Here is a 24563-nt window from a genome sequence, read left to right as displayed (position 1 = left end):
CATGGAACGGGGCGCGAACGAAAACAGGCTTCCGGTCACGGTTTTGGCGGGCTTCCTCGGCGCCGGCAAAACCACCCTGCTCAACCATGTCCTGCGCAATCGCGAGGGACGTCGCGTGGCGGTCATCGTCAACGACATGAGCGAGGTCAACATCGACGCCGATCTCGTTCGCGGCGGCGACGCCAACCTCTCGCGCACCAACGAGACGCTGGTGGAGCTCAGCAATGGCTGCATCTGCTGCACGCTGCGCGACGACCTGTTGACGGAGGTCCGGCGGCTCGCCGCCGAGGGCCGCTTCGACTACCTGCTGATCGAAGGCACCGGCATTGCCGAGCCGCTGCCGATCGCCGCCACTTTCTCGTTTCGCGACGAAAACGGCGCGGCACTCTGCGATATCGCCCGGCTGGACACGATGGTGTCGGTTGTCGATGCGGCCAATCTCCTGGCTGACTTTTCCAGCACGGATTTCCTTAGTGATCGTGGCGAGGTGCGCGATGCGGAGGACAACCGCTCGCTGATCGACCTCTTGGTCGACCAGATCGAATTTGCCGACATCATCGTGATCAACAAGATCTCGGAGGTCGATGCGGCAACGCGCATGATGATCCGGCAGATCGTGGCGTCGCTGAACCCGGACGCGCGCGTGGTCGAGACGGATTTCGGTGACCTGCCGCTCGGCTCGATCCTCGATACGCGCCTCTTCAGCGAAGCCAAGTCCGCCCGCCATCCGCTGTGGCACAAGGAGCTCTACGGTTGGGGCGACCATGTTCCGGAGACGGAGGAATATGGCATTTCAAGTTTCGTTTATCGCGCGCGCCGGCCGTTCGATCCGGTGAAGCTGGAGCGTTTCCTTGCCATGGAATGGCCGGGCCTGATCCGCGCGAAGGGCCATTTCTGGCTCGCGACGCGCCCCTCGGAAATCGGCCAGCTGTCGATCGCCGGCGTTCAGCGCCAGATCACCGCCAAGGGTTACTGGTGGGCGACGGTGCCGAAGGCGCAATGGCCGCGCTACCCGCAATTTCGGCAGCTGCTCGACAAGCACTGGAACGAGACCTGGGGCGACCGTCGGCAGGAGCTCGTCTTCATCGGCGCGGGGCTTGACCAGGATGCCGTCTGCGCGGCGCTCGACGACTGCCTTGTCGGCAACGAGACCAACTTCGATCAGCACTTGGCACAGGGCATGCACGATCCCTTTCCAGCATGGCAGCACGGCCATGCGTGACACTTTCTGAAACAACCAAACCAGAGGGCACACAATGAGCAGCGAACTTTATTCCGATGGCATCGGCGAAATCACGGTAACCGGATCGATCGTCAGGATCGACCTGATGTCGCTTTCGGCGACCGAGCGCGACGCCAGCAACAACCCGAAGCCTGAATTCCGCCAGCGCATCATCATGCCGGTCGAGGCATTCGCGAACGCGGTGGATCTGATGCAGAAGGCGCTTGGCGGCCTCGTCGAGGCGGGTGCCGTTCGCCGCATCAGCGACATGCAGGCTCCAGCGGCGGATGCGGCTCAGTCGCAGAACGCTTCTCCGAATTTCAACTAAACGCTATCGGTATCCGGGTGGGCCACGCGTATGTTTTTGCACACCAATCTCCACTGTCTCGCTCTCGTCGCGCGTCACCACGGCGTCGATCTCTCGCCTGAGCGCCTGCAGCATGACTATGCCGTGGGTGAGGAACCTGTCGCCGTGCGCCAGCTTCTGCGCATGGCAAAAGACTCCGGGCTGAAGGCCAAGCATTTGACGCTGACCTGGCCATCGCTCTTCCAGCTGGGCAACGCCTATCCCATTCTTGCCGAGCTTGAGAACGGCAACTGGGTAGTGGTGGCCGGCGCGGTCGATGGCGAGGAAAAGCAGGTTCGCGTGCTCGACCCCTTGGCGACCCGACCCGAATTCATACTGCTCAACGAAGAGCAGTTCACCAAGTCTTGGCGCGGCTCCGTCGTCCTGATGAAGCGCAGCCACCGCATGAGCGACGACGACCAGCCATTCGGCTTCCGCTGGTTCATTCCTGAGGTCATCAAGCAGCGCAGCTTCTTTCGCGATGTCGCGCTCGCCGCCTTCGTGCTCTACGGCCTCGGGCTGACGACGCCGATGTTCTTCCAGCTGGTCATCGACAAGGTGCTGGTGCACCAAAGCTATGCCACGCTGACGGTGCTGACGATCGGCATCGCCGTCGCCCTGATCTTCGACGCGACCTTCAGCTTCCTCAGGCGCTATCTGCTGCTTTACGCGACAAACCGGATCGACATCCGCATCGCCACCCGCACCTTCGGCCACCTGCTCAATCTTCCGATCGCGCTGTTCGAGCAGGCCTCCGCCGGCGTCATCGTCAAGCATATGCAGCAGACCGGGCGCATCCGCGAATTCCTGACCGGCCGCCTGTTCCTGACGCTTCTCGACGGGCTGTCGCTGTTGGTCTTTATCCCGATCCTGCTTCTCTATAGCGTCAAGCTCACCTTCGTCGTGCTCGGCTTCGCCGCTCTCGTCGGTCTCGTGGTGATGCTGCTCGTCGGCCCGTTTCAGCGGCGCCTGCAGGCGCTCTACAAGGCTGAAGGAGATCGACAGGCACTTCTAGTCGAGACCGTGCACGGCATGCGCACCGTCAAATCGCTCGCGCTCGAGCCGCGCCAGCGCAAGGTCTGGGACGACCATTCCGCCCAGGCGATCTCGGTGCGTTTCCGCGTCGACAAGATATCGACAGTTGCCCAGTCGCTGACCGGTCTTCTGGAAAAGCTGATGGGCGTGGCAATCATCGGGCTCGGCGCGCTCGACGTCTTCAACGGCTCGATGACGGTCGGTGCACTCGTCGCCTTCAACATGCTGGCCGGCCGCGTCTCCGGACCGCTGGTGCAGATCGTCACCATGGTGCATGAGTACCAGGAAGTCGCGCTCTCCGTTCGCATGCTCGGAGAGATCATGAACCAGCGTCCGGAACAGTTCGGCCGCGGCCGCGGCATCCGTCCGCAGCTTCGCGGTCGCATCGATTTCGACAAGGTCACCTTCCGCTATGCGCCGGATGGCGCGCCGGCGCTCGACGACGTCACCTTCAGCATTCCGGAGGGGTCCGTTTTCGGCGTCGTCGGCAAGAGCGGTTCCGGCAAGACGACGATCACCCGGCTGATCCAGGGGCTGTATCAAAGCCAGCAAGGCCTGGTGCGCGTCGATGGCTATGACAGCCGCGAGATCGACCTCGTGCATCTGAGAACCAGCATCGGCGTCGTGCTGCAGGATAACTTCTTGTTCAAAGGCACCGTTCGCGAAAACATCGCGGCCGCAAAGCCGGATGCCAGCATCGAGGAGATCGTCGAAGTCGCGCGCATCGCCGGCGCCGAGGAGTTCATCGAGCGCCTGCCGCGCGGCTTCGAGACGATACTCGAGGAGAATGCATCCAACCTCTCCGGCGGACAAAAGCAGCGGTTGGCCATCGCGCGCGCCCTGATCACCGATCCCAAGCTGCTGATCTTCGATGAGGCGACCAGCGCCCTCGACCCCGACAGCGAAGCGATCATCCGGCAGAATCTCAGCCAGATCGCGGCCGGACGGACGGTGATCATCGTCTCGCATCGGCTCTCCACGCTTGTCGACGCCGACGCCATTCTCGTGGTCGAACGCGGCAAGATCGCCGATATCGGCCGCCACGATCAGCTGGTCACGCGCTGCATGACCTATCGTCACCTTTGGTCGCAGCAGATGAGGCAGGTAGCATGAACGCGCACGCTGGAAAGCCAAACCTTCCCGTTCCCGTCGGACCACACGACAATCAGCTAGCCTCGCGCGGCGGGTTCTCGCCCGTCATCTCCGAGTTCCAATCGGATGCCGTCGAACTCGAGGAGCGAGCTCCGCCACGTGTCGCACGCATGACGCTCTACTGCGTCACCGCGTTGATCCTCTCGGCGATCGTATGGGCCTCGGTCTCGTCGATCGACGAAGTGGTGATTGCACCCGGCAAGCTCGTGACCACGCAGCCGACGATCGTCGTCCAGCCGCTCGAAACCTCGATCGTTAGAACGATCAACGTGAAGGCCGGCGATCTCGTGCATACCGGCCAGACGCTCGCAACGCTGGACGCGACCTTCAGCCAGGCGGACGTGGATCAATTGACCGCGAAATTCGCCGCGCTCGACGCTCAGGTGAAGCGCATCGAAGCGGAACTCTCCGGCGTCGATTACTCGTCCATCGCCGGCGCCACGCAAAACGAAATCTTGCAGGCACAGCTCTTCGGGCAGCGCCGCGCGTTCTACACGGCGCAGCTCCAGAACTTCCAGCAGCAGCTCGCAGGCCAGGCCTCGACGATTGCCGCAAGCAAGGCGCAACAGGCCGTTCTGGTCGACCGCCGCGAAAACCTTTCGCGGATCGAGGCCACCCGCGAGCGTCTCTATGACCGCGAAAGCGGATCGCTGATCACGCTGCTCGCCTCCCGCGACGCCCGGCTCGATGTCGAGGCAAGCCTGTCGATGGTCAAGGGTCGCGCCGATGAAGCCGAGCACGCCTATGCGAAGCTCGAAGCCGACCGCCAAGCCTTCATCGAGGACTTCCGTCGCGCCTCGATGGAGCAGCTCGTCGATCTCAGAAGCCAGCGCGACACCGCTGGCGAAGAGCTGAAGAAGATGGAACTGCGCCGCAACATGGTCGTCTTGACCGCGCCGGCGGATGCCGTGGTGCTCGATCTCGCCCAGCGCTCCGTTGGCTCCGTCGTCAAGGAAGCCGAGCCGATCGTGACGCTGGTTCCCCTGAACGTCCCGCTCGAAGCCGAGGTCTCCGTCAATTCGCGCGACATCGGCCGGATCGAAACGGACACGAAGGCACGCATCAAGTTCGACGCCTATCCGTTCCAGAAGTACGGCACGGCATCAGGCACCGTCCGAACGATCAGCCGCGACACCTTCACCCCAACCCAACAAGACGCCGCCGCCACCCAATCCAACCAGCCCTTCTTCAAAGCCCGCGTCCTGCTCGCCGACAAGAGCCTTGGAACAGACAAGGACCCTGTGCGGCTTCTTCCGGGCATGGCGGTCTCGGCCGAGATCATGGTCGGACAGCGGACGGTGATCTCGTATTTCCTGTATCCGCTGCTGAAGGGCTTGGACACCGCGATCCGGGAGCCTTGATTGAGCATGGGCTCCTTGCTCCGGGGGGACCGCTACGGGCAGACACTCACCTAAGCATAAAAATGCGACCCCATTCGCTTCGAAGGCGAGATGGGGTCGCATTGCAATGAAATTCGTCGAAAGCTGATTTGGAGGGCTGGCTTGGTAAGCGGCGCCCAAGGCGTCTAGCGGGCCTCTAGCACCTTACCATCATCCCATACATTGCCGCTCCAGACATTTCCTTCGCCACCCGCGCTGAAAGAGGTTGTGGGGCCGTAGGCCGCGCACTTTCCATTCTTCCCGCGCTGCCAAACGTTATCCGTCACAACGATGAAGGTCGGGTTGGTGCCGAACGGTTTTCCCGGATTGTATCCGAATGACGTACAAAAGCCTCCAGGCGTCTCGAGGAAGAGGTTTCGTTCGAAGGTGAAGCGGCTTAGCTCTGAAAAATCGCCATAAATCTGAGCGTCGCCAGAACATCCCCCACCATCGACATCTTCGACGTCGCAGCCAATGGTGTTGTGTCGAAGCGTCACGTCGCCGCCGCCATTGGACAGAAACCCTCCAAGGTGCTGTGGCTGCCCCGGCTGGAGATACTGGCCGTGCAGCCAGGAGTCCTCGACCAGGCAGTTGGGTGTACACTGAATACTCGATTGGCCACCCCTGACCTCGGAACGACGGACCGTTACATACGAGAAGCCAATCGCCGGTCCCATCCATTTGCCGCCGTCAACCAGACTGTCTTCGATCGTCAGCGATGCGCCCGTCATATCGACATCGACATGCATGGTTTTGCTGCGCGTGATCCGAACTGCCGCGGCTTTGATGATCAAAGGGCATTCGACGATCTTTGCATCGATCACGGTATTGGGCTCGGTAATCTCGCATGGACCATCGTATGGGGTAAGCACCGTACCTTTTGGTACGCCGGTGTTATCGGGGCCTGGAAACGTGCTCAGATCGACAGGCACCGGCTCGGCCGCTCGCGCGGGCTCCACACCTATCGACAGACCAACCATAAGCGGAACAATGGTGGCTAAGATCGTCGCCCCTCGCACACTCGCGCACGCCGGCCTGCCATGTTTTTCCATTGTCATGTGACACCGCTCCATCGCGAAAATAGTCTGACTTTACGGGAATTGCTATCTCGGCGTCAGCGCACGCGTCATGTGTGCGCCATCCTTGATTTCCAGGTGCCGACAATCTGCATGATCTTCCGCGACGCGCGTTTCGGGTTCCTGATCGCTTCTTTCGCGGGGCGCAATATGTCCCGGTAGTTTCCGTACTTGTTGACGGGAATTTCCGATATTTCCTGCCAGAGAGATGCGATCGCCTTCGAATATATAGTGCCCTTGCGTCGCACTTCGGGCGGCAGGGACAGCATATCCGTGTAGTTCTCCCTCGAGATCATCGGGTGGATCTCGCAATGCCTTGGCTTGACATAGGAATCGCAGAAGCCCCATGCGCTCATCCGAAGTTCGAGGTAGGCGAGATCCAGAATAAAGAAGCTGTCGAAGTGCGATATGGGCGCAAGCCATTCCTCCACCGCGCTCACGACATCAGCGCTTGGCGGTAGCTTGAGCCGGTTGACCAATCCCTTGGCGTCTATGACCGTGTTGTGCTCCGCATTGAGCCACAGAAAGCCGCGCCCGACCTCTCCGCCCAACCCGCCGATGAAATATTGCCCCTCAAGCGGCTTCACGCTCGGATGCATCTTCACATTGTTTCCACCTACGCAATGGCCGGCCCTCAGACGCCATAGGTCAGCCTCGGCCGAAGTCGCCTCCCGATAAGGGAGAACCTTGTGCTGGAGGCCGACCAGCCGCGCCAGTCGCGTCGCGCAGGCGACATCGATGTCTGCGGTCGGCGCGGCAACGGTTACGAAGGACAGGTCACGAATCATGTCGCGCGAGCATGCCAGCAGGAGACGGGAATCATTGCCAGCGGTAAGCGCAACACTCGTTTTTCCGGCCTTTGCCAGGATCGCCGTCGTTTCGCTGATCCGCTTGCAGATCCGCAGGCAGGCGGCCGTCGGGTCTTTCGCGGTCTCGATCGCGGCCAGCGGCCAATGCCGATTTACGGTCCAGTTCTCCAAATCAAGATAATGATTGCAGAGCAGACGCGAGATTCCCTCATGCGCGGTCAGCCCGGCGGTAAACCAGCCGGCATTGTCGACATCGAGCGTTTTGTAGAGTTTGCCGCGGAACCGCGCTTCATATGAAGCAGGATCGAGGAGAGCCGCGGCCGTGGCACCTGCAAGCTTTCGTTCCCGGTCGTAGACAACCGAGAGCGTGCCGTTTGCATCCAGATAGATGCGGTGCGCGTCGCAGGCGCTCACTACGAACAGGAAGCTGCCCGCCAAACGATAGATGTCGCGCTCGATCACGGCATCGAGATGCTGGCGGTTCTCCAGGGCGCTGCCAAGCGAATACCGATCGTCGATGATCATACCGCGCTCAAGATCGATGGCGGTTCCGAGCAGCAAACCGACCTCTCGACCTGTCGCATCCGCGACCCGAACTACCCGGGTCTGCTTGGCAATGTTGAGGAAGACGCCGTCCAGTTGCCACTGCCGCCAGCCCTGCGGGCACGGCTGAAAGGCGGTCGAGATGATAAACTGTCCATCAAGCTTGTCATATCCGGGCGGCATCGGCGATTTCCTTGCTCAGGATTGCACGGCCGGCTAGGCCAGCGGCTTCAAACCTACAATCGGAAGATTATCCGATATATTTAAAGTCTGTAAGCAGGTCATTATTCGTCTATTTGGACGAGGCAAAAGTATATCGTAAGGATTAGTCGCGATCGGGCGTCACTTTGGTTATTGTTGCCGTCGGCCACATCACTCAAATCGATCTGGCGCCGAACAACGATGGACCAGCGTTAATCTCGCGGGCCCGATCCGGATAGAGCGATGTCTAGGTACAGATCAGCCAGTATGCGGCAACCTCACGGTTTCGAAGCGGGAAATGACGTCGCAACGGATCAGCCGCCGGTTGCGGAGCGACGTGAACGCGGCAATGAGCGACAAGGCCTGAGCGCAACAAGCCATCTGCCCGTCGCCGTCAAGCTGTTTCTAATCGGGCTGCTTATCCCCTGGATCATACCGCTGGGGCCGCTGAATCTCTCTGTCTATCGCATCGTGCTGCTGTTCACACTGCTGCCAAGCGTTGCAATGCTGGCGCAGGGCAAAGTCGGTCCAGTCAGGCCGGCGGATGTTGGCCTCCTGCTGTACAGCGTCTGGCTGACAATAGCGCTCGGCGTGGCACACGGATTGGGTGTGGCAGCCCAATCGGGCGGGATGATGCTTGTCGATGGAATGGGCGCCTATCTGCTGGCGCGTTGCTACATCCGCAACATCGACGAATTTCGCGGCATGATCGTCTTCGTCGTAAAGCTACTCGCATGCTTGGCGCCGTTCGCCCTGTACGAGTGGTTGACGGGCCAGAAGCCTCTGCTCGTTTCATTCGGCATGATATTTCCAACTGTCGAGATAACGAAAATGGTTCCGCGCATGGGCCTCTGGCGTGTGCAGGGGCCTTTCAGCCATTCCATCCTGTTTGGCGTGTTTTGCGGCAGCATGTTTGCGCTTACCGCTCTTGCGTCAAGTGACAAGCCGTCCACACGCCGGCTCCTGGCGTGCCTTGTTTGCGGAACCGCGATCATGTCGATGTCGTCGGCTCCGATCGCCGGTATTTTCTGCCAGTTGGCCCTGCTCGCCTGGGACAAGGTGCTCGGCACCTTTCAAGCGAGATGGAAGCTGCTGTGGGGGTTTGCTCTCGCCGGCTACCTCGTGATCGAGTTCGGATCCAACCAGACACCGATTCAGTTCTACATCTCACACTTCACCTTTGATCAGCAGACGGGCTGGTACCGCATCTGGATCTGGAATTATGGCTCCGCTTCCGTAGACAACAATCCGATATTTGGCATTGGCATGGGCGACTGGGTGCGGCCAAGCTGGATGGGCAGCGAGAGCGTCGACAATTTCTGGCTTCTTACGGCCATGCGATATGGGCTTCCGGCCTTCATATTGCTCTCATTGTCTTTGCTATCCTTGTGGGGGGTGATCGCGCTGCGAAAAGGCCTCGACCAACGCCACAATGCATGCCGCACAGCCTATCTTATCTGCATGGCCACCTTTGTGTTCGTCGGCTCGACAGTTCACTTCTGGGGTGCCACCTATGCCTGGCTTTTCTTCCTCGCCGGTGCAGGCGTGTGGCTGCTGGATACCAAGTCCACCGCCAGCAGCAACGAGCCAAAAGCGCGGTCGCCACGCGGCCGTATCGTTCGCCAGCCACGACTATAGGCCGGCCGCACAGCCTTCGTTGAGAGCGGGCACCCGCGAACTTAAGCCAAAGGATGAGACTTCATCCGAGAGACCGGGCTCGGCCTCTTACCATTCGCCCGTCCGGCGCCATTTCCAACGGGAGTATCGGCTCTTCAAACCGCGAACGAGGCGCTCGAGGATGAATCGCGGGTGCCGTCTGACTTTGTCGGCGCCCATCTCCATGCGCCGTTCCAGGCCATCCCAACCGGAAATGTCTTTCGTATCTCCGACCAAAGAACGCGCCAAATCCCGGAAGTTTGACACCTTACTCGCGCTCGGATGACCGCGATCATAAAGGCGCGTTGCCAGCTCAACCGCCTGGGCGGCCATCGCGGCCTTGGCGTGTCGGTGAAATTGCACGGACTGATCCATCTCGCCAACGCTCCCGCCAAAAAGCGCCTCGAATGCGTCGCGTCGCTCGGTCAGGTCGCGGAGATCGTCAACCTTCGTCGCTGAAAGGCTGTTGGGATGCTCCCGATGCCACGCCTGATCCGCGCCTCGGATATAGGCAACATCACAGAAGGCAGCCACTCGAAACCACATCTCCATGTCATGCGTGTGCGGCAAGGGCAGTTGGCCGCCCACGAGGTCCACAACCGACTTGCGCATGAGAACCTCAGGCGAGGTGATCACATTGAACGCTGATTTGCAGCGGGCCTCGAGCCATTCCTTTCCGGGCCATATCGTCCATGCTCGCGCTCGGGCCCGATGTTTAGGAGTGGCGGCGCTGAAATGAACTGGCCGCCCATAGACAAGCCCAACGCTGGGAAATCGCTGCATGACGGCAATCGCGCGTCGAAGCGATCCCGGCGTCAGCAGATCGTCGGCATCGAGGCGGACAAGGAACTCCCCGCGTGCAAGTGCAAGCCCGTCGTTGAAGGTTTTCACAGGCCCGGCATTGTCACGATGGGCGAGGACAGTAATCCGGGAATCGGATGCCGCGAGCTCATTCGCAACCGATAGGCTGGCGTCGGTCGACTTGTCGTCCACGATGATGACATCGACGATCGCGCCCTCTTGCGACAAAGCACTGCGGACGGCGTCGGGAAGAAAGCGCGCATAATTATAGCAGGGAATGACGACACTCACCGTCGCTTCCTTGACCTCGCTTTGGGGCCTGACTGTCAGTTTGTGGGCCACAGTCGTTGCCTCAGCCCGTTTCACGGCCTTTGTCATGCGATCCGAAATGTCATTCCCGAGTGCAAGGCAGATGGATCTCGTCACGTCGATTTCGCTTCCGTTTAAACGCATAGCCGAAAATAAATAAAGTTGAGTTGAAAATAAACGAGATCGTTTTGATAGCCGATAAGGCGCTCCTATACCTCAAAAGACCACTGCATTACCTATTGATTCCAACAGAACATTAGATAATTTTTCCAGTAACTATCAGATCGACGAGTAAAGACATGGTCACGGTACAAGTAACAATCCCATGTTACAATTACGGAAAATACCTGGAAGAATGCGTGGAAAGCGTTCTCAGCCAGGCGGATGTCAATGTCGAGGTATTGATTATCGATGATTGCTCGCCCGACAACACGCCCGAGGTCTGCCGGAAGCTGAGCCAGGACAGCCGTGTGAGGGTCATTCGCCACGAGGTGAACAAGGGGCATATCGCAACCTACAACGAGGGCATATCCCAGATCACTGGCGATTACTTTGTCTTGCTGTCGGCCGATGATCTTTTGACGCCTGGCGCCTTGTCACGCGCTACAGCATTGATGGAAGCAAACCCGAACATTGGAATGACGTACGGTCAGGCGATCTCGTTCAACTCCCAGCAACGCCCCGATGCCCGGACACTTCAGACAGGGACATCGATCTGGCCGGGGGCAAAATGGATACGGCAGGTCTGTGAGTCGGGTAAGAACTTTCTCGTCTGTCCGGAGGCGGTTGTTCGCGCGAGCATCCAGAAGAGAATCGGCGGCTACGATCCGACACTTCCGCATTCTGGCGACATGGAAATGTGGATGCGCATCGCTTCGATCTCCGATATCGGGCGTGTGAACGGTACCGACCAGGCCTACTACCGGACACATGCGCAAAGCATGCAGCGGACGATCCACGCGGGATTCCTGTTCGATCTGATCGGCCGGCGCGAGGCCATGCGATCGACCTTCGAAAAAGAAGGGGCGGACTTGGCGGAGCGCGATGAGCTGCATACTCTTGGCAAACGTGCGCTTGCATTCACCGCAATCCAGCACGCACGCAACCTGTGTGAATTCCCGGTCGCCGATGACGCCAGCCCGACGGAGTACCGCGAGTTCGCCGTAGCACTCTATCCGAATGTGGTTCGAACGCGTCGATACCGCGCGCTCATGGCCGCTCAGGCACCGCATCGCGGTCCCTTGCAAAAGTCATTGTCCCACTACGAGGGCCGGTTGCGCAGGTTCGCGGAAACCGAGATCTTCAACCGCGTTGAATACCATTGGTCCCGCAGGACAGGCGTATATTTCCCGCGTTGTTACCTTTGACGCGCTGTCCGCTGCGCCGCGGACAGACTTGATGACGAGCCACCGCTGTCTTTTTCCAATTCATACGCTCCAGCCGGCAGGCCCGTTCCGGTCGCGGATCATCGCGCCGGCGTCTTGGAGACGGGAATCTTTATAGCTTTTTTATTTATGGCGTCGGGCTTCAATCTCGATCGTTTATGCGGATCGGCCGCATAACAGTACCGCGGAACATCGTCTTCCGTCGGCACGAGGTCCCATGTGGCTCTCGCCGTTTCAAAACAGCTGGAAGGAAATGTGACCGATGATGGACATCGTTCTGATCGGCACCGCCGTGATCTTTTTCGCGCTCTGCTTCGCCTACGTCAAGGCATGCGACACGCTCTGAACCGAGGATCTTCGCCATGATTGTCGACTACATCCTAAGCGGTGCGGTGACGGTATTTCTGACCGTTTATCTCACCTACGCCCTCATTCGCCCGGAGCGCTTCTGACGAAAGCCGCCCGCACTGAAAGTTTCGTCTCATGACCCTCATTGGATGGTTACAAATCCTGCTGTATTGCGGGATCATCATTGCGCTCGTCAAACCACTCGGTGGCTACATGACCCGTGTCTTCACAGGCGAGCGCACGTTCCTTTCTCCAGTCCTCGCCCCCGTTGAGCGGGGACTTTATCGCATCGCGGGCACCAGCGAGCGCGAAGAGCAACATTGGACGTCCTACGCATTTGCCCTGCTGATGTTCAATCTGCTTGGGACGTTCGTTCTCTACCTTCTGCTGCGTTTCCAAGGTATTTTGCCCCTTAATCCGGCGGGCATGCCAGCCGTTGGGTCGGAACTCTCCTTCAACACCGCCACAAGCTTTGTCTCAAACACCAATTGGCAGAATTACGGCGGCGAGAGCACCATGTCCTACCTGACCCAGATGATGGGTCTTACCGTGCAGAACTTCGTTTCGGCGGCCACAGGCATGGCGATTGCCGTCGCGCTGATCCGCGCCTTTGCGCGTGCTTCGGGCAGGGCGATCGGCAATTTCTGGGTCGATATGACCCGCGCCACGCTCTACGTCCTGCTGCCGGTCTGCATCGTTCTGACGCTAGTGTATGTCTATCTCGGTGTCCCGCAGACGCTTGGCGCCTATGTCAACGCAACCACTCTCGAAGGTGCCTCACAGACGATCGCGGTGGGGCCTGTCGCTTCACAGCTGGCTATCAAGATGCTCGGCACCAACGGCGGCGGATTCTTCAACGCCAACTCAGCCCACCCGTTCGAGAATCCGGATAATTTTTCGAACATGCTGCAGATGGTTTCGATCTTCGCAATCGGCGCCGCGTTTACGAATGTCTTCGGCCGCATGGTTGGCAATCAGCGCCAGGGTTGGGCCATTCTCGCCGCCATGGGGCTCCTCTTCCTCGTCGGCGTCGGCGTGACCTATTGGGCGGAAACCGCGGGAAATCCGCTCATGCACGCCTTCGGCCTGGGTGGCGGCAACATGGAAGGCAAAGAGGTGCGTTTCGGCATCGCCATGTCCTCGCTTTTCGCGGTTATCACAACGGCAGCGTCCTGTGGCGCGGTCAACGCCATGCACGGCAGCTTCACGGCTCTTGGTGGTCTCATCCCGCTGATCAACATGCAGCTTGGTGAGGTGATTGTCGGCGGCGTCGGTGCCGGCTTCTATGGCATCGTCCTGTTCATCATCGTCGCCGTCTTTGTTGCGGGCCTCATGGTTGGCCGCACGCCGGAATATCTCGGCAAGAAGATCGAGGCGAAGGAAATGAAAATGGCCGTGCTCGCCATCCTATGCCTGCCGCTGGCCATGCTCGTATTCACCGCGATCTCCAGCGTGCTGCCGTCCGCGGTCGCATCAGTCGGAACCGCCGGGCCGCATGGCTTCTCCGAGATCCTCTATGCCTATACGTCGGCTGCGGCAAACAACGGCTCGGCATTTGGCGGGCTCACCGGAAACACGCCCTGGTACAATATCACGCTCGGCCTGGGCATGCTGATGGGCCGCTTCCTGGTCATCATCCCGGCTCTGGCAATCGCGGGGTCGCTGATCTCCAAGAAAACCGTGCCGGCATCGGCGGGAACATTCCCGACAGACGGCCCCCTCTTCGTCGGCATGCTCGTCGGTACGATCATCATCGTTGGTGGCCTGACCTTCCTCCCTGCCCTGGCGCTTGGGCCAGTCGTCGAGCACCTGACAATGATTTCCGGGAAAACCTTCTAGGGCCACCCCATGATCCTGCGTCACGAGCGACGAAAATCAGCATCACGCCACGGAAGCCCGGGGCGTGAGCGACCGCCGGAGACAAGAGGAACCGACATCATCCTCATCATGATGGCGTCCGTTCTGGTGCTCGCCTGCACGCTCAAAATTCTCGTTGGCTGATCGGCAGCGTCCGATCCCATTGTTCTCCTATCGAAAGCTGGAGTCTCTCTTATGAGCCAGTCAAAATCCGCGAGTATTCTGGATACTCGCATCCTCGTTCCAGCCGTGGGCGCCTCCTTCAGGAAGCTCGATCCACGCACGCTTGCGCGCAATCCGGTGATGTTCGTCGTCGCCACGGTCTCCGTTTTGACGACCACACTCTTTCTCCGCGACCTGGTTCTGGGGCGCGGCAATCTCGGCTTTTCGTTCCAGATCAACCTGTGGCTCTGGTTCACCGTGCTCTTTGCCAACTTCGCCGAGGCGGTCGCGGAAGGCCGCGGCAAGGCGCAGGCGGATTCCCTGAGACGGTCCCGAACGGAAACGCAGGCCAAGCTCTTGGCCGACGGCAGCCGTACCAGCTACAAGATGGTTCCGGGCACCAGCCTGAAGGTCGGCGATATCGTCCTGGTTGAGGCCGGCGACATCATACCGTCCGATGGCGAAGTGATCGAAGGCGTGGCCTCCGTGAACGAGGCAGCAATTACGGGCGAGTCCGCTCCCGTTATCCGCGAATCCGGCGGCGACCGATCGGCCGTTACCGGCGGCACGCAGGTTCTCTCCGACGAAATTCGCGTGCGTATCACGGCAGCATCCGGCTCGACCTTCATCGACCGTATGATCGCGCTGGTCGAAGGCGCGCAGCGACAGAAGACACCGAACGAGATCGCGCTCAACATCCTGCTCGCCGGCATGACGCTGATCTTCGTGCTTGCTACGGCAACGATCCCGAGCTTTGCCGCCTACGCCGGCGGCTCGATACCAATCATTGTACTCGTCGCGCTGTTCGTGACGCTGATCCCGACGACCATAGGCGCGCTGCTTTCTGCGATCGGAATTGCGGGCATGGACCGTCTGGTGCGCTTCAACGTGCTTGCCATGTCCGGCCGCGCCGTGGAGGCGGCGGGAGATATCGACACGCTCCTTCTCGACAAGACGGGCACGATCACGCTTGGCAACCGACAGGCAACCGCCTTCCATCCCGTACGTGGCATCAGCGAACAGGAACTTGCCGATGCCGCACAGCTTGCCTCGCTTGCCGATGAGACACCGGAAGGTCGCTCGATCGTGGTACTCGCCAAGGAGAAATATGCGATCCGTGGCCGCGACATGAGCAGCTTGAAGGCAACGTTCGTGCCGTTCACCGCGCAGACCCGTATGAGTGGCGTCGATCTCGACGGATCGTCCATCCGCAAGGGTGCGGTCGATTCCATGCTCGCCTATGTCAGCAGCTACCCTGCTTCCGCCGCAGGCAGTGCCGCCGTTGCGCTGCACATCGACGATGCCGCCGCGCGCGAACTCAAGACGATCGCCGACGAAGTGGCAAAAAGCGGTGGAACACCGCTCGCCGTTGCCCGTGACGGCCGGCTGCTGGGCATTGTTCAGCTGAAGGACATCGTCAAGGGCGGCATCCGCGAGCGTTTCGCCGAATTGCGCCGTATGGGTATCCGTACGGTGATGATAACTGGTGACAACCCGCTGACCGCTGCGGCTATTGCCGCGGAAGCCGGCGTCGACGACTTTCTGGCTCAGGCCACCCCAGAGATGAAGCTGGCGCTGATGCGCGAGGAACAGGCGAAGGGCAAACTGGTCGCCATGTGCGGCGACGGCACCAATGACGCGCCCGCGCTTGCCCAGGCTGACGTCGGGGTCGCGATGAATACCGGCACAGTCGCCGCTCGAGAGGCCGGCAACATGGTCGATCTCGATAGCGACCCGACGAAACTCATCGAGATCGTGGAAATCGGCAAGCAGCTGCTGATGACACGCGGCGCGCTGACGACCTTCTCGATCGCCAACGACATTGCGAAATACTTTGCGATCATTCCCGCGATGTTCCTGACATTCTACCCGCAGCTCGGCGTCTTGAACATCATGGGGTTGTCGACCCCGCAAAGCGCGATCCTGTCGGCGATCATCTTCAACGCCCTGATCATCATCGCGTTGATTCCATTGTCGCTGAAAGGCGTGCGCTATCGCCCGATCGGCGCCGGCGCGCTGCTCTCGCGCAATCTTCTCATCTACGGTCTCGGCGGCATCATCGTACCGTTCATCGGCATCAAGGCAATCGACGTGATCGTCGCGGCGCTCGGCCTGGCGTAGCGCCCGGACCGAACGTCGACCTTCCCAACCATTGACCTACCAGGAGTTCACGACAATGTTGAACCAACTTCGCCCCGCAATCGTCCTGATCGTCGCGACCACCGCGATTACCGGCCTTGTCTACCCGCTTGCGATGACCGGCGCGGCTCAAGCCCTCTTCCCGGCGCAGGCCAACGGCAGTCTGCTTGAAAAGAACGGCACGGTCGTGGGCTCTAGGCTGATCGGGCAAGCCTTCACCAGCGACCGGTATTTTCATGGGCGCCCCTCGGCGGCTGGCGATGGCTATAATGCCTCCGCCTCCAGCGGCTCCAACCTTGGACCGACCAGCCAGAAGCTTATCGATCGCGTGAAAGCCGACTACGATGCCGCGAAAGCGACCAATCCCGACGCACAGGTTCCCGTCGATCTCGTCACCGCATCCGGCAGCGGGCTCGACCCGCATATCTCGCCGGAGGCCGCCTATTTCCAGGTAGGGCGCGTAGCCAAGGCTCGAGGCCTCGACGAGCCGAGGGTGAAGCGCATCGTCGATGCCGCCATCCAGACGCGCGAGATCGGCCTTCTGGGCGAACCCACCGTAAACGTGCTGGAACTCAACATGGCTCTGGACGCAACAACAGTTCAGTAAAGCACGTGTACTTCTACCGTATCATGGTCGAATTCTCGGCATCGACCAGCAACAACAGCGCCGGCACAATTGCAAAACATGGGATTGGGCGGATTGCCCAATCCATCATCACAGGCTCAATGGTGCCGTATGCCGATCTTCAAGATCACCGCGTCTCGACATTAAGTGCTCGACGAAATGCCTCGTCTACGGCCTCGCCTGCCACATCCCAGGACGTCGAATGAACGCTCTCCGCCGCCTGCCGCGACGCTGACCCGAAATCCGGCATCGTCACGACCGCATGCAATGCATCCGCAAGAGCATGCGGCGAAAGCGGCGCATAGCGAACATGGGCGTTATCGAGTACGATCCGGTTGTGATCGGCATCATTGACAACGGGAATGCACCCGCAGGCGAGCATTTCGTGCGGAACAAGCGAAACGTTTGTAAGCGACAACGTCAGGCCCGCGAAGCAACTGTTATAGATATCGCCGAGTTTGTCAGGAGAGACGAGCCCGTGATTGGTGTACTTGAAGGGGAGTACGCCAAGATCCTCACCGAAGAGGTGAAGCTCAATATTGGGGCAACGTCTGGCGAAGAGTTCGAGCGCGAGCAGGCCCAGTTCGACAGCGCGACGCGGCGTACCGGCGCGCGCGTAAAAAGCCACTCCGTTCCGCTTCGAAGATGGGTTGAAGCGGTAGCGACTGGTGTCGCAGCCAAAGGGAAACCAGTCCGAAGCCATGCCAAAGTCGTCAGCCAGCTTCTCGGTTAGCCAGCGACCCGCCGTAATCCCGTGAAAGCCCATCCGATAGGTGCTTTCCGCAAGCACGCTATTGGTCCCCACGGGATAGAATGAGGGCTCGTAATCCTGGACGAAATAGAAGCGCTTTCCGGCTGTCTTCATGTTGAACATGGCATATGCAGACGGCCAATGGGTCGCCACGACGGCATGCGCGTCTTTTACATCAGGGCCAAACTTGTCAATCTCGCACGTAACGCCGTAACTCGAACGCGCAATACTTTCATAGTATTTCTGGTCCCCACCATAGGGATCGTAGAAATAGACGCGATTGTCATACCCTATGCGTTGAAGATAGTTCACCATGCGAAATATTGTCGTATGACCGCCCGACCCAGGCCCGGCGGGCCCGACGATCCAATTGATTGTGATCGGCGCGCCATCTTCAACCGCCGGAACGGCGAATGTCGCCGGTCGGGTGAAGTCAGCGTTCAACACATCCTCGGGGAAGACATGCCAGGTAAAGCCTTTAGGCTTTATCCAGTCGGACAGCTTTGATCTCGCGCGCATGGCCAAGGTGCTCCAGCCGTCGCGCAACATGATGTGACCGATTTGCCGTCCTCGGCGATCAAGCTGGAGGCCAATGCCTTTCAACGTTGCAACCGTGCGCGTCGACAGGCCATTGGACCTGCTGTTTGCCCCTACCAGAATTTTCGTCAGCAAAAGCTCCACCCTCTCGTATGCGGGCGCTGCGCATGGCTGCCCATTCATCGCGAAACACGGCAACCGTATTTGCAGAGGCGCCATATTGTTCGCAAATATAGCTGCCGAAATTACTTTCGCAACTCAGTATGACGAGGCAATATTTCTAAAATAAATACGCCTTTCGATTAGCCGTATACCGCATTTTGATTCCTTTACTCTCCCGGTGAAAAGCTTTCTCTTGAGTAACGAAAGTCATCGGCCCGCGCTGTTTGTCGTGAGTTAAAGCCGGCGTTGTATTGAGTGGAGTGAGGACATCAGAGCATGATTGCTTCGAGTGTAAAGCTGGGTGACGACGTCGTCATTCATCACCCGGATCTTGTAAATCTCTATGGCTGCTCGATTGGCACCGGTACCCGTGTCGGCACCTTCGTCGAGATCCAGAAAAACGCCGTCATCGGTGAAAACTGCAAGATCTCCAGCCACTCTTTCGTTTGCGAGGGCGTGACGATCGAGGATGGGGTGTTCATCGGCCATGGCGTCATGTTCACCAATGATCTTCAGCCGAGGGCTGTCAATCTCGATGGTTCCCTTCAGTCGGACGCCGATTGGGCGGTCGTCCCCACGCTTGTGAAACGTTACGCCTCGATCGGCAGCAACGCGACCATCGTCGCCGGCATCACGATCGGCGAAGGCGCGCAGATCGGCGCCGGCGCGGTCGTGACCAAGGATGTTCCGGCATACGCAATTGCAGCAGGCGTTCCCGCGCGGGTCATTGGCCGCGCCAAGGACGCTCCAGTCGAAATTCTGTCATCTGGGAGGGCACGATGATCGGTATTGCCGTCGTCGGTTATGGCTATTGGGGACCCAATCTGGTCCGAAATTTCGCGGAAACGCCAGGCGCACAGCTCTTGTGGGTCTGCGATCTTAAAAAGGACCGGTTGGGCGCCGTGCAGATGCGCTATCCGACCGTCCAGATCACCGATGATTTCGACGAGGTCCTGCGCGATCCCCGCGTCGACGCGATCGCGATCGCCACACCCGTGTTCGCCCATTACAAGCTCGCCATGCAGGCTATGATGGCCGGCAAACATGTGTTCGTTGAAAAGCCGATGGCTTCGACCTCGGAAGAGGCGCGGCGCATGGTGGAAGAAGCCAACCGCCGGGGTCTGATCCTCGCGGTCGATCACACCTTCATCCACACCGGCGCCGTGCGCAAGATGCGGGAGATTATCGAGACCGGTCTCGGCGACGTCTATTATTACGACTCCGTGCGCGTCAATCTCGGCCTCTTCCAGCACGACGTGAGCGTTGTCTGGGATCTGGCGGTTCACGACCTCTCGATCATGGACTATGTGCTGCCGGAAAAGCCGGTCGCGGTGTCGGCCACCGGCATGGGACATGTGGCCGGCGAGCCCGAGAATATCGCGTATCTGACGCTGTTTTTCGAAAGTAAGCTGATCGCCCATATTCACGTAAACTGGCTGGCGCCGGTGAAGGTTCGCCGCACGCTGATCGGCGGCAGCAACAAGATGATCGTCTATGACGATCTCGAGCCCAGCGAAAAGATCAAGGTCTACGACAAGGGCATCACGCTGAACGGCAATGCCGAGCAGAACGGCGACAAGGTGTACGAGATGCGCGTCGGCTACCGCACCGGCGACATGTATGCACCGCAGCTCGACATGACGGAAGCCCTCGGCCGCGAACTGAAGCAGTTCGTCGACTGCGTCGCCAACAACACGCAGCCGCTCGCCGATGGCCACGCCGGCCTGCGCGTGGTGCGCATCCTCGAAGCCGCGACGCAATCGCTCGCCCAGCGCGGCCGTGTGATCGAACTCGAACAGGCAAGGCTGATAGCATGATCCCGTTGCTCGACCTGAAGGCTCAATACGCGTCGATCAAGGACGATGTCGATGCCGCGGTTCTCCGCGTGCTTGCCTCCGGCCACTATGTGCTCGGCGAGGAAGTCGCGCGCTTCGAAGAGGAATTCGCCCGCTATTGCGACACGAAGCACGCGATCGCCGTCAACACCGGCACCAGCGCCCTGCACCTGTCTCTGCTCGCAGCCGGCGTCGGGCCTGAGGACGAGGTCGTCACGGTATCCCTGACCTTCGTCGCGACGACGGCGGCCATCTGCTACACGGGCGCCCGGCCGGTTTTCGTCGATGTGGAGCCTGTAACGCTCACCATGGACCCTGCGAAGCTGGAAGCGGCGATCACCCGGAAGACGAAGGCGATCGTTCCGGTTCATCTCTACGGCCAGATGGCCGATATGGACGCCATTCAGGCGATCGCCGACAAATACGGCCTGCCCGTCATCGAGGATGCATGCCAGGCGCATGGCGCAGAATACAAGGGCAGACGCGCCGGCAGCATCGGCCTTTCCGGCAGCTTCAGCTTCTATCCGGGCAAGAACCTCGGCGCCTGCGGCGAAGGCGGCATCATCGTCACCAATGACGACGAGCAGGCCAAGGCGATGCGCATGCTGCGCGATTGGGGCCAGGAGAAGCGCTATCACCACGTGATGAAGGGCTACAACTACCGTATGGACGAGATTCAGGGCGCGATCCTCAGGATCAAGCTTAGGCATCTCGAAGACTGGACCGAAGCCCGCCGCACGCGCGCCGCGCGATATTCGGCGCTGCTCGCCGGATCGAGAAGCGTCCAAGCGCCGGTTGCCGCAAGCGACCGCCGCCATGTCTATCACGTCTACGCGGTGCGCACCCCTGATCGCGATCACCTGCAGCAGGCGTTGCGCGACGAAGGTATCCATACAGGTTTGCACTATCCCGTGCCGGTTCACCTACAGGAAGCGCATGCCGATCTCGGCTATCAGGTCGGCGATTTCCCGGTTTCGGAGGCGGCGGCGCGCGAAGTGCTTTCGCTGCCGATCTATCCGGAGCTGACGATGCGCCAGGTCGAAGAGGTCGTTGCCGCGGTGGAGCAGGACGCCTATGTCAGCTGACCCAGCCCCCCTCGTCAGGCTTGTCCAATCGGTACACGGCCTGAAGGAAAACGCTACTGATCCGCTCTATCAGAGCGAGCTTGCCAAAGAACTGCGCCAGACCTATGGGCTGGCGGGGCTCGTGGAACTCTACGCGCGCTTCGCCAATGGTGATGGCTTCGTCGACGCGTTCATGCGCAAGGTGATCTGGAACAGCTTCACGCGCTCCTGCGGCTCGGGCCTGCAGGTCGGCAGCGGCGTCGGATTCAAGCATCCGGAAACCTTCGAAATCGGCAACGGTGTCTTTATCGGCGCCCAGGCCTATATCCAGGGCCGTTTCGATGGAACTTGCAAGATCGGCGACAATACGTGGATCGGCCCGCAGGCCTATTTCGACGCCCGCAATCTCATTCTTGAGGAATGCGTCGGCTGGGGGCCGGGCGCCAAGGTTCTTGGCTCCAGCCATACGGCACTTCCGGTCGATGTGCCGATCATCCGCACCGATCTTGAAATCAAGCCGGTGCGCATCGGCGCCTGGGCCGATATCGGCACCAACGCCACCATCCTGCCGGGCGTTACCGTCGGCAAGGGCGCGATTGTAGGCGCCGGCGCGGTGGTCGTGGCGGATGTGGAGCCGTTCTCGGTCGTTGCTGGCGTGCCGGCGAAATTCATCCGGTGGCGCGAAGACTCCGATCCCTCAACTGTAAAAAGCGTGGAGTAGTCATGAAGAACCAGCGAATTCTGATCACCGGCGGCGCGGGCCTCATTGGCTCGCATATCGCGGACCTCGTTGCGCTGGAAGAGCCCCGCGAGATCGTCATCATCGACAACTTCGGGCGTGGCCGCCGGGAAAATCTGGCCGAGGCGATCAAGGCAGCACCCGTCACGATCATCGAGGGCGATATCCGCGACCGCAAGCTGCTGAAGGAAACATTCGCCGGTATCGACACCGTGTTCCATCAGGCGGCCATCCGCATCACGCAATGCGCCGAAGAGCCGCGTCTGGCCTTCGATGTTCTGGCCGGCGGCACCTTCGATGTGCTCGAGGCGGCCGTGGAGGCAAAGGTTTCCAAGGTTGTCGCGGCATCGTCCGCCTCCGTGCTCGGCCTTGCCGAGAGCTTCCCGACCACCGAGGATCACCACCCCTATAACAACCGCACGATCTACGGTGCCGCCAAGGCCTTCAACGAGGGGCTGCTCAGAAGTTTCGCCGAGATGTACGGGCTGCGCTACGTCGCGCTTCGCTACTTCAACGTTTACGGGCCGCGCATGGATGTGCATGGCGTCTATACCGAGGTGCTGATCCGCTGGATGGAGCGCATCGCCAATGGCCTGCCGCCCATCATTCATGGTGATGGCCTGTCCACCATGGACTTCGTGCATGTCCACGATATCGCACGGGTGAACCTGCTTGCTGCGAAATCTGATGTGACCGACGAAGTGTTCAATGTGGCGAGCGGCGAAGAAACCAGCCTGCGCGATCTCGCGGAACTGCTGATGAAGGTCATGGGCGCGTCGATGGACGTGCAGTACGGGCCGGCGCGCAAGGTCAATGCCGTTCCCCGTCGCCTTGCTTCGACGGTGAAGGCCGAGAGCATGCTCGGCTTCAAATCCGAAATCAGCATGGAAGAAGGCCTGCGCGATCTCGTCGCCTGGTGGCGGCATGAGAAGATGCTGAGCACCGGAGAAGCGGCATGAGTCAAATTCCTGTCGCAAAACCTGTTCTCGACGGACAGGAAGTCGAGGCGGTTCGCCGCGTCATCCTGTCGGGCTGGGTCACGCAGGGCCCTGAGGTCGCCGCCTTCGAACGCGAGTTCGCAGATTTCGTCGGCGCCTCGCATGCCTGCGCGGTCTCCAACTGCACGACGGCGCTGCACCTGGCACTCCTTGCCGTCGGCGTCGAAGCCGGCGACGAGGTCATCACCGTCAGCCATTCCTTTATCGCGACCGCGAATGCGATCCGCTATTGCAACGCGACGCCTGTTTTCGTCGACATCGAGACCGATGGGTTCAATATCGACCCCGAGCTGATCGAGGCGGCGATCACGCCGCGCACGAAGGCGATCATCTGCGTGCACCAACTCGGCATGCCGTGCGATTTGAGCCGCATCGTCGCGATCGCGGAGCGGCATTCGATCCCCGTTATCGAGGACGCTGCCTGCGCAACGGGCAGCGAGATCCTGTGGAAGGGGCGCTGGGAGAAGATCGGCAAGCCGCATGGCGATATCGCCTGCTTCTCCTTCCACCCGCGCAAGGTGGTGACCACGGGCGACGGCGGCATGCTGACGACCGCGAACCCGGAGTATGACCGCAAGTTCCGCCTCTGGCGCCAGCACAGCATGAGCGTCACCGACAGCGTGCGCCATGGTTCCAAACAGGTTATCTACGAAAGCTACCCGGAAGTCGGTTTCAACTACCGGATGACGGACATGCAGGCCGCGGTCGGCCGAGAGCAGCTGAAACGGCTGCCTGACATCGTCGCCAAGCGGCGTGCGTTGGCGGCCGGCTACACGCAGGCGCTCGAAAAGCTGGACGGTATGCGCGCTCCCTTCGAGCCGGATTGGGCACGGAGCAACTGGCAGAGCTATTGCATGACACTGCCTGATCATCTTGACCAGCAGGAGTTCATGCAGGGGCTGCTCGATCAGGGCATTTCGACGCGACGTGGAATCATGAACAGCCATCTTGAGCCGGCCTACGCGGCAGAGACTTCGCACCGGGTCTCGGGCGATCTGCAGAACAGCGTCAACGCCCAGAACCGGACGGTCATTCTGCCGCTGTTCGTGCAGATGACCGACGCCGAACTCGGCGAGGTCGCGGACGCCATCGCGGGCAGCCTGGCGTCTTCCACACCCGCGATCGCCAAGGCCGGCTGACCGCCACCCTGGACATGGGAACGGCGAGGCAGCGGCGCAGCGCCATGCCTTACGCTCAAGGCGTTCCCGATGTGGCAGGAATCCCGAAACACAATCAATCGAGGCAGAAGAGCGCCCAACGGCAGGAACGGCCGCCAGCAAAATATCTCTTATAGGTTGTCCATATCGGGACATTCGCGCGACTTTCCGCACGCTATGTTACCTACCGCTATTTGAGTAGCTGTGAACCTATTCGGCTGAGTTTATCGCGGATGAAGTTGGTGTACGATGGTTAACAGCAATCAGGAATAGAT

Annotated in this window: 20 protein-coding genes; 16 read left to right on the top strand and 4 right to left on the bottom strand. The window is 60.1% G+C overall.

Annotation, left to right across the window (positions count from 1 at the left end; translation table 11 throughout):
- Position 1 precedes the first annotated feature (1 nt).
- From ACODTZ_RS01135 to ACODTZ_RS01120, 4 genes are read left to right on the top strand one after another with little or no spacing between them, the layout of a single operon-like run.
- Positions 2-1222, top strand: coding sequence for a GTP-binding protein (locus ACODTZ_RS01135; protein WP_489023139.1), 1221 nt, complete (start codon positions 2-4; stop codon positions 1220-1222).
- 34 nt (positions 1223-1256) lie between these two features.
- Positions 1257-1550: a hypothetical protein gene (locus tag ACODTZ_RS01130; RefSeq protein WP_018896722.1), complete on the top strand. Its 294-nt coding sequence runs from the start codon at positions 1257-1259 to the stop codon at positions 1548-1550.
- Positions 1551-1580: 30 nt separating this feature from the next.
- A complete protein-coding gene (locus ACODTZ_RS01125) occupies positions 1581-3716 on the top strand; it encodes a peptidase domain-containing ABC transporter (protein WP_111560748.1) in 2136 nt (711 codons plus the stop codon).
- Entirely contained in the window at positions 3713-5116 is a 1404-nt protein-coding gene (locus ACODTZ_RS01120; protein WP_112981411.1) for an HlyD family type I secretion periplasmic adaptor subunit, read from the top strand. Before ACODTZ_RS01125 ends, ACODTZ_RS01120 begins: the two co-directional genes overlap by 4 nt.
- A gap of 164 nt (positions 5117-5280) precedes the next feature.
- On the opposite strand, the gene ACODTZ_RS01115 is transcribed toward ACODTZ_RS01120, so the two are convergent.
- Together ACODTZ_RS01115 and ACODTZ_RS01110 are read right to left on the bottom strand one after the other, a co-directional pair.
- Positions 5281-6192: a hypothetical protein gene (locus ACODTZ_RS01115; protein WP_489023136.1), complete on the bottom strand. Its 912-nt coding sequence runs from the start codon at positions 6190-6192 to the stop codon at positions 5281-5283.
- Between the two features lie 68 nt (positions 6193-6260).
- Positions 6261-7745 carry a hypothetical protein gene (locus tag ACODTZ_RS01110; RefSeq protein WP_489023134.1) on the bottom strand — a complete coding sequence of 495 codons (1485 nt, stop codon included), beginning with the start codon at positions 7743-7745 and terminating at the stop codon, positions 6261-6263.
- 261 nt (positions 7746-8006) lie between these two features.
- On the opposite strand from ACODTZ_RS01110, the gene ACODTZ_RS01105 reads away from it, so the two are divergent.
- Complete coding sequence (locus ACODTZ_RS01105; protein ID WP_489023133.1) at positions 8007-9401, top strand: O-antigen ligase family protein; 1395 nt, start codon at positions 8007-8009, stop codon at positions 9399-9401.
- Between the two features lie 87 nt (positions 9402-9488).
- Here the strand turns inward: ACODTZ_RS01105 and ACODTZ_RS01100 are convergent, their stop codons facing one another.
- Complete coding sequence (locus ACODTZ_RS01100; protein ID WP_489024752.1) at positions 9489-10598, bottom strand: glycosyltransferase family 2 protein; 1110 nt, start codon at positions 10596-10598, stop codon at positions 9489-9491.
- 230 nt (positions 10599-10828) lie between these two features.
- On the opposite strand from ACODTZ_RS01100, the gene ACODTZ_RS01095 reads away from it, so the two are divergent.
- From ACODTZ_RS01095 to kdpC, 5 genes are all read left to right on the top strand, one after another.
- Positions 10829-11896: a glycosyltransferase gene (locus ACODTZ_RS01095; RefSeq protein WP_489023132.1), complete on the top strand. Its 1068-nt coding sequence runs from the start codon at positions 10829-10831 to the stop codon at positions 11894-11896.
- Positions 11897-12276: 380 nt separating this feature from the next.
- Complete coding sequence (locus ACODTZ_RS01090; RefSeq protein WP_047504674.1) at positions 12277-12366, top strand: K(+)-transporting ATPase subunit F; 90 nt, start codon at positions 12277-12279, stop codon at positions 12364-12366.
- A 31-nt stretch (positions 12367-12397) separates the two neighbouring features.
- A complete protein-coding gene (gene kdpA, locus ACODTZ_RS01085; protein ID WP_489023130.1) occupies positions 12398-14101 on the top strand; it encodes a potassium-transporting ATPase subunit KdpA in 1704 nt (567 codons plus the stop codon).
- A gap of 213 nt (positions 14102-14314) precedes the next feature.
- Positions 14315-16402, top strand: a complete 2088-nt coding sequence (gene kdpB, locus ACODTZ_RS01080) for a potassium-transporting ATPase subunit KdpB (RefSeq protein WP_047504679.1) — start codon at positions 14315-14317, stop codon at positions 16400-16402.
- Positions 16403-16457: 55 nt separating this feature from the next.
- Positions 16458-17027 carry a potassium-transporting ATPase subunit KdpC gene (kdpC, locus tag ACODTZ_RS01075; RefSeq protein WP_047504682.1) on the top strand — a complete coding sequence of 190 codons (570 nt, stop codon included), beginning with the start codon at positions 16458-16460 and terminating at the stop codon, positions 17025-17027.
- A 145-nt stretch (positions 17028-17172) separates the two neighbouring features.
- Here kdpC and ACODTZ_RS01070 read toward each other — a convergent pair whose 3' ends face one another.
- Positions 17173-18468, bottom strand: a complete 1296-nt coding sequence (locus tag ACODTZ_RS01070) for a rhamnosyltransferase WsaF family glycosyltransferase (RefSeq protein ID WP_489023128.1) — start codon at positions 18466-18468, stop codon at positions 17173-17175.
- A 303-nt stretch (positions 18469-18771) separates the two neighbouring features.
- Here ACODTZ_RS01070 and ACODTZ_RS01065 point away from each other — a divergent pair, with 303 nt between their 5' ends.
- From ACODTZ_RS01065 to ACODTZ_RS01040, 6 genes are read left to right on the top strand one after another with little or no spacing between them, the layout of a single operon-like run.
- Entirely contained in the window at positions 18772-19278 is a 507-nt protein-coding gene (locus tag ACODTZ_RS01065; RefSeq protein WP_209235813.1) for an acyltransferase, read from the top strand.
- Entirely contained in the window at positions 19275-20312 is a 1038-nt protein-coding gene (locus tag ACODTZ_RS01060; protein WP_047504687.1) for a Gfo/Idh/MocA family protein, read from the top strand. Before ACODTZ_RS01065 ends, ACODTZ_RS01060 begins: the two co-directional genes overlap by 4 nt.
- Positions 20309-21415, top strand: a complete 1107-nt coding sequence (locus ACODTZ_RS01055) for a DegT/DnrJ/EryC1/StrS family aminotransferase (protein WP_489023125.1) — start codon at positions 20309-20311, stop codon at positions 21413-21415. Before ACODTZ_RS01060 ends, ACODTZ_RS01055 begins: the two co-directional genes overlap by 4 nt.
- Positions 21405-22115 carry a DapH/DapD/GlmU-related protein gene (locus ACODTZ_RS01050; RefSeq protein ID WP_047504692.1) on the top strand — a complete coding sequence of 237 codons (711 nt, stop codon included), beginning with the start codon at positions 21405-21407 and terminating at the stop codon, positions 22113-22115. Before ACODTZ_RS01055 ends, ACODTZ_RS01050 begins: the two co-directional genes overlap by 11 nt.
- A gap of 2 nt (positions 22116-22117) precedes the next feature.
- Positions 22118-23092, top strand: coding sequence for an NAD-dependent epimerase/dehydratase family protein (locus ACODTZ_RS01045; RefSeq protein ID WP_112436620.1), 975 nt, complete (start codon positions 22118-22120; stop codon positions 23090-23092).
- Positions 23089-24270, top strand: a complete 1182-nt coding sequence (locus tag ACODTZ_RS01040) for a DegT/DnrJ/EryC1/StrS family aminotransferase (RefSeq protein ID WP_489023122.1) — start codon at positions 23089-23091, stop codon at positions 24268-24270. The genes ACODTZ_RS01045 and ACODTZ_RS01040 overlap by 4 nt, the downstream gene beginning before the upstream one ends.
- Positions 24271-24563: the final 293 nt, after the last annotated feature.

It is taken from the genome of Rhizobium sp. FG113 (genome assembly GCF_057809895.1).
The sequence above is the reverse complement of the archived record's forward strand: the minus strand, read 5'-3'. Positions and strand labels throughout refer to the sequence as shown.